Origin of the sequence: Pseudomonas sp. YL2 (assembly GCF_023063025.1) — a bacterium.
In the GTDB taxonomy this organism is placed as follows: Bacteria; Pseudomonadota; Gammaproteobacteria; order Pseudomonadales; family Pseudomonadaceae; genus Aquipseudomonas; species Aquipseudomonas putida_A.
The window spans coordinates 433,008-442,727 of record NZ_JAJSLU010000002.1 but is presented as its reverse complement, the minus strand read 5'-3'; the positions used below and the strand labels follow the sequence as shown (position 1 = coordinate 442,727).

General features: G+C 62.2%; 8 protein-coding genes. 6 read left to right on the top strand and 2 right to left on the bottom strand.

What is annotated here, in order from left to right; translation table 11 throughout:
• Positions 1-164: 164 nt before the first annotated feature.
• The 6 genes from LVD08_RS05025 (at position 165) to LVD08_RS05000 (ending at position 7,250) form a co-directional block, all read left to right on the top strand.
• Entirely contained in the window at positions 165-1,181 is a 1,017-nt protein-coding gene (locus LVD08_RS05025) for an AraC family transcriptional regulator (protein ID WP_247267616.1), read from the top strand.
• A 364-nt stretch (positions 1,182-1,545) separates the two neighbouring features.
• Positions 1,546-3,210, top strand: a complete 1,665-nt coding sequence (locus LVD08_RS05020; protein ID WP_247267615.1) for an AMP-binding protein — start codon at positions 1,546-1,548, stop codon at positions 3,208-3,210.
• A 15-nt stretch (positions 3,211-3,225) separates the two neighbouring features.
• On the top strand, positions 3,226-3,987 hold the full coding sequence (locus LVD08_RS05015; RefSeq protein WP_139054020.1) for an SDR family NAD(P)-dependent oxidoreductase: 762 nt from the start codon (positions 3,226-3,228) through the stop codon (positions 3,985-3,987).
• 12 nt (positions 3,988-3,999) lie between these two features.
• Positions 4,000-5,193 carry an acetyl-CoA C-acyltransferase gene (locus LVD08_RS05010; protein WP_096796066.1) on the top strand — a complete coding sequence of 398 codons (1,194 nt, stop codon included), beginning with the start codon at positions 4,000-4,002 and terminating at the stop codon, positions 5,191-5,193.
• A gap of 140 nt (positions 5,194-5,333) precedes the next feature.
• On the top strand, positions 5,334-6,461 hold the full coding sequence (locus LVD08_RS05005; protein WP_096796065.1) for an acyl-CoA dehydrogenase: 1,128 nt from the start codon (positions 5,334-5,336) through the stop codon (positions 6,459-6,461).
• 15 nt (positions 6,462-6,476) lie between these two features.
• Entirely contained in the window at positions 6,477-7,250 is a 774-nt protein-coding gene (locus LVD08_RS05000) for an enoyl-CoA hydratase (RefSeq protein ID WP_247267614.1), read from the top strand.
• 106 nt (positions 7,251-7,356) lie between these two features.
• Here the strand turns inward: LVD08_RS05000 and LVD08_RS04995 are convergent, their stop codons facing one another.
• Together LVD08_RS04995 and LVD08_RS04990 are read right to left on the bottom strand one after the other, a co-directional pair.
• On the bottom strand, positions 7,357-8,508 hold the full coding sequence (locus LVD08_RS04995; RefSeq protein WP_247267613.1) for an acyl-CoA dehydrogenase family protein: 1,152 nt from the start codon (positions 8,506-8,508) through the stop codon (positions 7,357-7,359).
• Between the two features lie 3 nt (positions 8,509-8,511).
• The gene (locus LVD08_RS04990; RefSeq protein WP_247267612.1) at positions 8,512-9,618 is read right to left on the bottom strand and encodes an enoyl-CoA hydratase/isomerase family protein; all 1,107 of its coding nucleotides are present in this window, start codon (positions 9,616-9,618) and stop codon (positions 8,512-8,514) included.
• Positions 9,619-9,720: the final 102 nt, after the last annotated feature.

The following is a 9,720-nucleotide window of genomic DNA, read 5'->3' as shown; positions in this document are numbered from 1 at the left end:
GGGGGGGGGGGGCTCCGCCCCGGAGGGGGGGGGCGACGAGAGAGGGTTTTTTGGTCCCCCGCCCTCTCCGGGGGCAACCCCCCCTCCCACAGGGGATTCGTGCTGAATTCGCATCCTGCGTTAAGATGCCACTCACTCGAAAACAACAAGGTCTGCCTCGCTCCATGTCGGAAAAGGACACCATTGCCGTTCAACTGGTGCGTGAAGCGCTGCTGCAAAGTTGTGCCCCGGGCGTGGCCACGGATGAAGTCTTGAACAAGGTCGGGATTGCTCCGGCGCTGCTGCACAGCAAGCAAGGTCGGGTGCCTGCCTCGCAATACGCCAGACTCTGGCGCTTGCTGGCCCGGCGCGGCGATGACGAGTTCTTCGGCATGGACCCACGCAAGCTCAAGTCCGGCAGTCTTGAGTTCCTTTGCCGCAGCGCCATGGCGCAACCGACGCTGGCCACCGGTCTGGGCATGGGCCTGAATTTCCTCTCCTTGATGCTGGAAAAAATGCCCGCGCAATTGGCGCATCAGCAGAGCCTGGCGGAAATCGTCCTGCTCGAAGACGATCCCGAGCCGCGCCGGGCGTTTACCTATTTCACCTATTGGATGATCGTCCACGGCGTGGCCTGCTGGCTGGCGGGGCGGCGGATTCCGATTCTGGCGATCGAACTGCGCTGCGCCGAGCCGGACTTTTGCGACGACTACCGGGTGATGTTCTCGGAAAACCTGCGCTTCGACCGTCCGCGCACGCGGATGATCTTTGCTGCTGACTGCCTCGACCTGCCGATCAAGCGTACGGCCGAAGAACTGAAACGCTTTCTGGCCCATGCGCCGGCGAACATTCTGGTGAAATACCGCGACCCGGAAAGCCTGGCCAGCCGGATCAAACAGGACCTGCGGCAGCTACCCGCCGAACAGTGGCCGGAGACCGAGGCGCTGGCGCAACAACTGTGCATGTCCGCCTCGACCCTGCGCCGACGTTTGTCCGAGGAGGGGCAGACCTATCAGGGGCTCAAGGACAGCGTGCGCAAGGAATTGGCGATCAGCTGGCTGGCGGAGCCGTCGATCAGCTTCGTCGAAATCGCGACGCGGCTGGGGTTTGCCGATGCGAGCTCGTTCTACAAGGCGTTTCGCAAGTGGTCGGGGTCGAACCCTGGGCATTACCGCACCCTGATCCTCAACGAAGCGGTCTGATCCGGATTGTTTGTAGCCTGATCAGGCCTCTTCGGGAGCAAGCCCCCTCCCACATTTGAAATGCATTTTTCCTGTTATTTGCAGCCTGCCTGGATTGCTCAGGTGGCCATCATTTGAAATGCATTCCTTCTTTGATTGCAGCCTCCCTTGCTTTTGTGGCTGATCCCTCATTGTGAAATGCAATTCCCTGTGGGAGGGGGCTTGCTCCCGAAGGCGTCAGTCCAGCCTGTGCATCTCTCGAACCTTGGCCAAACCAGTCAGCCACTTTGATGGCTTTGACCATTGCCGCTTCAGCGCCGCAGCGCGACTATCCCTGTGTTGTTTACGGTTCCCAGCCTAATAAAAACACCGAGGGATTCTGGCAATGCGCGATTACCTGTCTGCCACCGAACAGTTCAACTATCAGCACACCGTGGACGCTGCGCTCAGCGGCACGCTGGAGGCGCTCAACGCCTGCGTCGAATGTTGCGACCGCCACGCCTTGCCGGGGCGCATTGCGTTGTTCTGGGAGGGCCGCGACGGCGCGAGTGCCACGTACACCTTCAGCGAGCTGCAAGACCAAGCCGCGCGTTTCGCCAATTTCCTTCTCGAACAAGGCGTGCAGAAGGGCGACAAGGTCGCCGGTCTGCTGCCACGCAACATCGAGTTGCTCATCACCGTGTGCGCCACCTGGCGCATTGGCGCGGTGTATCAGCCGTTGTTCACCGCATTCGGCCCCAAGGCCATCGAACATCGCCTGAACAGTTCCGGCGCCAAAGTGGTGGTCACCGACGCGGTCAACCGGCCGAAACTCGCTGAAGTCAGCGAATGCCCGACCATCGTCACCGTCGGCGGCGCCAAGGGCCAGGGCATCGTGCGTGGCGATTTCAGTTTCTGGGCCGAGCTGCCTAATCATTCCAGCGTCTGCGAACCGGTATTACTGTCGGGCGAAGACCCGTTCCTGCTGATGTTCACCTCGGGCACCACCGGCCCGTCGAAAGCACTGTCGGTGCCGCTCAAGGCCATCGTCGCGTTCCAGAGCTACACCCGCGACGCGGTGGATCTGCGTCCCGAAGATTCGTTCTGGAACGTCGCCGATCCGGGCTGGGCCTACGGCATCTATTTCGGCGTCACCGGCCCTATGTCGATGGGGCACCCGATCACTTTTTACGATGGCCCGTTCACTCTCGAAAGCACCTGCCGGGTGATCAACAAATACGCCATCACCAACCTCACCGGTTCGCCAACCGCGTATCGTCTGTTGATTGCCGGCGGCAACGAGTTCGCCAAATCGATCAAGGGCAAGCTGCGCATCGTCAGCAGCGCCGGCGAGCCGCTCAACCCGGAAGTGATCCGCTGGTTCGCCGACAATCTCGGCGTAGTCATTCACGACCATTACGGCCAGACCGAACTGGGCATGGTTCTGTGCAACCACCACGGTCTGCAGCACCCGATCCACCTCGGCGCCGCCGGTTTCGCCTCGCCGGGCCATCGCATCGTGGTGCTCGACGAGCAGTACAACGAACTCGGCGTCGGCCAGCCGGGCATTCTCGCCATCGACCGCACCCAGTCGCCGATGTGCTGGTTCGGCGGCTACGAGGGCGTGCCGACCAAAGCCTTCGTCGGCGATTACTACCTCAGCGGCGATACCGTGGAGTGGAACCCGGACGGCAGCATCAGCTTCGTCGGCCGTAGTGATGACGTGATCACCACTTCCGGCTACCGCGTCGGCCCATTCGACGTCGAAAGCGCGCTGATCGAACACCCGGCGGTGGTCGAAGCCGCCGTGGTCGGCAAGCCGGATCCGGAGCGCACCGAACTGGTCAAGGCCTTCGTCGTGCTCAACCCGCAATACCGCGCCGAACCGGCGCTGGCCGAAGAGTTGCGGCAACACGTGCGCAAACGCTTGGCCGCGCATTCGTACCCGCGGGAAATCGAATTTGTCAGCGAATTGCCGAAAACCCCAAGCGGCAAATTGCAGCGCTTTATCTTGCGCAACCAGGAAATCGCCAAGGCTCAAGAGGCCGCGGCGCATAACGTTTCAGCTTGAATCAGGAAGTCAGTCATGCAGATCGAGAACAAGGTTTTTATCGTCACCGGCGGCGCCTCCGGCCTGGGCGCGGCCAGCGCTGAATTGCTGGTCAGTGCCGGCGCCAAAGTGATGCTGGTGGACATGAACGCCGAAGCGGTAGCCGCTCAGGCCCAGCGCCTTGGCGCGCACAGCGTGGTGGCCGACATCAGCAACGAAGCCGCTGCCGAAGCTGCGGTGCAGGCGACGGTGAAAGCCTTTGGCAGCCTCAACGGTCTGGTCAACTGCGCCGGTATCGTCCGTGGCGAAAAGATCCTCGGCAAGAACGGCCCGCATGCGCTGTCGAGTTTTGCCCAGGTGATCAACGTCAACCTGATCGGCAGCTTCAACATGTTGCGTCTGGCCGCGGCGGCCATCGCCGAGAGCGAAGCGAATGCCGATGGCGAGCGCGGGGTAATCATCAACACCGCCTCGGTCGCTGCGTTCGACGGCCAGATCGGTCAGGCCGCGTATTCCGCCTCCAAAGGCGCGATCGCCAGCCTGACCCTGCCGGCCGCCCGTGAACTGGCACGCTTCGGCATCCGCGTGATGACCATCGCCCCGGGCATTTTCGAAACGCCGATGATGGCCGGCATGACCCCGGAAGTGCGCGAGTCGCTGGCCGCTGGCGTGCCGTTCCCGCCGCGTCTTGGCAAACCTGCCGAGTACGCCGCGCTGGTTAGGCATATCATCGAAAACAGCATGCTCAACGGTGAGGTGATCCGTCTCGACGGCGCCTTGCGCATGGCCGCCAAGTAAGGAGGATTTGTCATGACTATTGCCAACGATCCGATTGTTATCGTCAGCGCCGTCCGCACCCCGATGGGCGGTTTTCAGGGCGAACTGAAAAGCCTCACCGCGCCGCAACTCGGTGCCGCCGCGATCAAGGCCGCGGTTGAACGCGCCGGAGTTGCCAGCGATGCGGTCGACGAAGTATTGTTCGGTTGCGTATTGCCGGCCGGCCTCGGTCAGGCACCGGCGCGTCAGGCGGCACTGGGTGCCGGGCTGGATAAATCGACGCGCTGCACCACGGTCAACAAGATGTGCGGCTCGGGCATGGAAACCACCATTCTCGCCCACGACATGCTGCTGGCCGGCAGCGCCGATGTGGTGATCGCCGGCGGCATGGAAAGCATGTCCAACTCCCCGTATCTGCTGGATCGTGCCCGCGCCGGCTACCGCATGGGCCATGGCCGGGTGCTCGATTCGATGTTCCTCGACGGTCTCGAAGACGCCTACGACAAGGGCCGTCTGATGGGCACCTTTGCCGAGGACTGCGCCGAAACCAACGACTTCAGCCGCGAAGCCCAGGATGCGTTTGCCATTGCTTCGACCACCCGCGCCCAACAGGCGATCAACGACGGCAGCTTCAAGGCCGAGATCGTTCCGCTGACCGTGACCGTCGGCAAGGAGCAGGTACTGATCAGCAACGACGAGCAGCCGCCGAAAGCCAAACTGGACAAAGTCGCCTCGCTGAAACCGGCGTTCCGTGAAGGCGGCACGGTGACGGCGGCCAACTCCAGCTCGATCTCCGACGGTGCGGCGGCACTGGTGCTGATGCGCCAGTCGCAAGCGCAGAAACTCGGGCTTAAACCACTGGCGGTGATTCATGGTCACGCGGCGTTTGCCGACACGCCGGGCCTGTTCCCGGTGGCACCGATTGGCGCGATCAAGAAGCTGGTGAAGAAGACCGGTTGGGCGTTGAACGAGGTCGATCTGTTCGAAATCAACGAAGCGTTCGCCGTGGTGGCGATGGCCGCGATGACCCACCTGGAAATTCCCCACGACAAGCTCAACGTGCACGGCGGCGCCTGCGCGCTGGGCCATCCGATCGGTGCCTCGGGCGCGCGGATTCTGGTGACCTTGCTCTCGGCCCTGCGCCAGAAAAACCTGAAACGCGGGATCGCGGCGATCTGCATCGGCGGCGGTGAAGCCACGGCGATGGCCGTGGAATGCGTTTATTGATTCACGCAATCCCTTTGTAGGAGTGAGCCTGCTCGCGATGGCGTCGTGTCAGTCAACACTGATTTATATGACCCACCGCTATCGCGAGAAGGCTCACTCCTACAAGGGAAAGCGGGTCGACTTGAATTTAAGGATTCACCATGATTCCCAACGAAGACCAGACCCAGATCCGCGACATGGCCCGGCAGTTCGCCGAGGAACGGCTGAAACCGTTCGCCGCCGAGTGGGATCGCGAGCATCGTTTCCCCAAGGAAGCCATCGGCGAGATGGCCGAACTGGGCTTCTTCGGCATGCTTGTGCCGGAGCAGTGGGGCGGCTGTGACACCGGCTACCTGGCGTACGCCATGGCCCTGGAAGAAATCGCCGCCGGCGACGGCGCCTGCTCGACCATCATGAGCGTGCACAACTCGGTGGGCTGCGTGCCGATTCTCAAGTTTGGCAACGACGACCAGCGCGAACGCTTCCTCAAACCGTTGGCCAGCGGCGCCATGCTCGGCGCCTTCGCCTTGACCGAACCGCAGGCCGGTTCCGACGCCAGCAGCCTGAAAACCCGCGCACGGTTGGAAGGTGAGCACTACGTGCTGAACGGCTGCAAACAGTTCATCACTTCCGGGCAGAACGCCGGGATCGTGATCGTGTTTGCGGTGACCGATCCGAGTGCCGGCAAACGCGGGATCACGGCGTTCATCGTGCCCACCGATTCGCCGGGCTATAAAGTCGCCCGGGTCGAAGACAAGCTCGGCCAGCACGCCTCGGACACCTGCCAGATTCTGTTTGAAGACGTGAAGGTGCCTGTCGCCAACCGCTTGGGTGAGGAGGGCGAAGGCTACAAAATCGCCCTGGCCAACCTCGAAGGCGGGCGGGTCGGCATCGCCTCGCAAGCGGTGGGCATGGCCCGCGCTGCGTTCGAAGCGGCTCGCGATTACGCCCGCGAACGCGACACCTTTGGCAAACCGATCATCGAACACCAGGCCGTGGCGTTCCGTCTGGCCGACATGGCCACGCAGATCGCCGTCGCCCGGCAAATGGTGCATTACGCCGCGGCCCTGCGTGACAGCGGCCAGCCGGCGCTGGTCGAGGCTTCGATGGCGAAACTGTTCGCCTCGGAAATGGCCGAGAAGGTTTGCTCAATGGCGTTGCAGACGCTGGGCGGTTACGGTTATCTCAACGATTTCCCGCTGGAACGCATCTACCGCGACGTGCGCGTGTGCCAGATCTACGAAGGCACCAGCGACATTCAGCGCATGGTTATTTCGCGCAATCTCTGACAAGGAATCTTGCCCATGACTTACGAAACGATTCTGCTGGAAAACCACGGCCGCGTCGGCCTGATCACCCTCAACCGCCCACAGGCGCTGAACGCCCTGAACGCGCAACTGGTCAGCGAAGTGAACCATGCCCTCGATGGTCTGGAAGCGGATGCGAACATCGGTTGCATCGTCATCACCGGTTCGAAGAAGGCCTTCGCCGCCGGCGCCGACATCAAGGAAATGGCCGAGCTGACCTACCCGCAGATTTACATGGATGACCTGTTCAGCGACAGCGACCGTGTGGCCAACCGCCGTAAGCCAATCATTGCTGCGGTCAACGGTTTCGCCCTCGGTGGCGGCTGCGAACTGGCGCTGATGTGCGACTTCATCCTGGCCGGTGACAACGCCAAATTCGGTCAGCCGGAAATCAACCTCGGCGTGCTCCCGGGCATGGGCGGCACCCAGCGCCTGACCCGCGCCGTGGGCAAAGCCAAGGCCATGGAAATGTGCCTCAGCGGGCGGATGATCGATGCGGTGGAAGCCGAACGCTGCGGCATCGTTGCGCGGATCGTGCCGAGCGATGAACTGCTCGACGAGGCGCTTAAAGTCGCCGCGGTGATCGCCAGCAAGTCGTTGCCGATTGCGATGATGATCAAGGAAAGCGTCAACCGCGCCTTTGAGGTCAACCTGACTGAAGGCGTGCGCTTCGAACGCCGGGTGTTCCATGCGGCGTTTGCCACCCAGGATCAGAAGGAAGGCATGGCGGCGTTCGTCGCCAAGCGGACGCCGGAGTTTGAGGGCAAATAATGCGCTGAGCTGACTGACGCCTTCGCGAGCAAGCCCGCTCCCACATTGGATCTGCGTCGTACACAAATCCCATGTGGGAGCGGGCTTGCTCGCGAAGCTTTTGGCGTTACAACTGATAGTTCTTCAGCTCCCGAGCAATCACCATCCGCTGAATCTCGCTCGACCCCTCGTAGATCTGGGTAATCCGCGCATCGCGGTAGTACTTCTCGACCGGATAGTCTTCCAGATACCCATACCCGCCATGAATCTGAATCGCCGAGGAACAGACCTTTTCGGCCATTTCCGAGGCGAACAGTTTGGCCTGTGAGGCCTCCGACAGGCACGGTTTGCCCGCCGTGCGCAGGCGCGCCGCGTGCAGGATCATCAAGCGCGCCGCGTTGATTTGCATGTGCATGTCGGCCAGCAGGTTGGCGATGCTCTGGTGTTCGTTGATCGGCTTGCCGAACTGGATGCGATCGCGGGAATACACCAGCGCCGCCTCAAACGCGGCCCGGGCGATGCCCAAGGCTTGCGCAGCAATGCCGATGCGGCCGCCTTCGAGGTTGGACAAGGCAATCGCCAGGCCCTTGCCGCGCTCGCCGAGCAGATTGGCCTCGGGAATGCTGCAGTTGTTCAGGGTCACCGCGCAGGTGTCGGAGGCGCGTATGCCCATCTTGTGTTCAGTGCGATCGACGATGAAACCCGGGGTATCGGTGGGCACCAGGAACGCGGAAATGCCTTTCTTGCCCAGATCCGGATCCGTCACCGCAAACACGATTGCCAGTTTCGCCCGTTTGCCATTGCTGACGAATTGTTTGGCGCCGTTGATCACCCACTGGCCGTCGCGCAGTTCGGCGCGGGTGCGCAGGTTGTGCGCTTCGGAGCCGGCCTGCGGTTCGGTGAGGCAGAAGCAGCCAATCGTCTGGCCACTGGCGAGATCCGCCAGCCAGGTCTTTTTCTGTTCTTCGCTGCCGTAATTCAATACCGGCCCGCAGCCCACCGAGTTGTGGATGCTCATGAACGCGCCGGTCGCGCCATCGCCGGCAGAGATTTCTTCCACCGCCAGCGCATAGGCCACGTAATCGACGTAAGTGCCGCCCCATTCCTCGGGCACCACCATGCCGAGCAGACCGAGTTCGCCCATCTTCGCCACCAGTGCGTCGTCGATCCAGCCGGCCTTTTCCCAGGCTTGCGCATGCGGCGCGATTTCGCCACGGGCGAAGTCCCGGGCCATGTCGCGGATCATCACTTGTTCTTCAGTCAGTTCGAGATCGTGCATGGCTCAGCTCCCGCTCTCAGTAAAACCGTGAAAGAAACTCGCGACATGCCCGGTGTCCAGCGCAGCAAGGGTCGGCGGGTTCCAGCGTGGGGTCTTGTCTTTGTCGATCAGCAGGGCGCGCACGCCCTCGATCAGGTCGCCGCGTTCGAACCACTGGCGATCCAGATGCAGTTCGAGAGCGAAGCAGTGTTCCAGGCTCAGGTGCCGACCGCGACGGAGCATTTCCAGGGTCACGGCCATCGCCAGTGGCGAGCGGGTCTCCAGCAGGTCAGCGGTGGTCGTCGCCCACTCATGGCTGTCGGCGACGGTGACGGCGCGCAGTTGCTCGACAATGCTCGGCACGTCCGGCAGGGCGAAGAAGTGGTCGATGGCCGGGCGCAGTTTCTCCAGCGGCGCATCGGCCAGGGTTTGCACGCCGTTTTTCGCCAGCAGGCCCTGCAGATCCTTGAGCGGCGTGTCGCGCCATTCCAGATGATCGAGTTGTTCGTCGAGGCTCGACAGTTTGCTGCTGTCGACAAACCAGTCCGCCAACCCGCAGTACAACGCATCGGCCGCGCGAATCTGCACGCCACTGACGCCCAGATAGATCCCCAGTTCACCGGGAATCCGCGAGAGGAAATAGCTGCCGCCGACATCGGGGAAATACCCGATCGCCACTTCCGGCATCGCCAGCCGGCTCTTTTCGGTGACCACCCGCAGATCCGCGCCTTGCACCAGGCCCATGCCGCCGCCGAGGACGAAACCGTCCATCAAGGCCAGCACCGGTTTGCGGTAATGATGTAGCGTCAGGTCGAGGGCGTATTCCTCGACGAAGAAATCTTCGTGCAGCGTGTCGCCGCTTTTGAAGCTGTCGTACAGCGAACGAATATCGCCACCGGCGCAGAATGCCTTCTCACCGGCACCGCGCAGCACCACGGCGTGCACGCTGGCGTCAGTCGCCCAGGCATCGAGTTGCTGCTGCAACTGACGAACCATGTCGAGGGTGATGGCGTTGAGACCGGCGGGGCGGTTGAGGGTCAGGTGACCGATGTGATTGCGAACCTCGGCCAGCACTTCGTCTGGCGTGGCATCCATGGACGGCGTCCGCTGGGATGAAGCCTGAGCAGTCATCACTAACTCCCTGCTTTTATTGTCTTTATTCGAGAAGCTCGCGCGCGAGCGTTGACGGATCGTAACAGTGCAAATTTGCCGTGTACAACCGGGATATGTGCA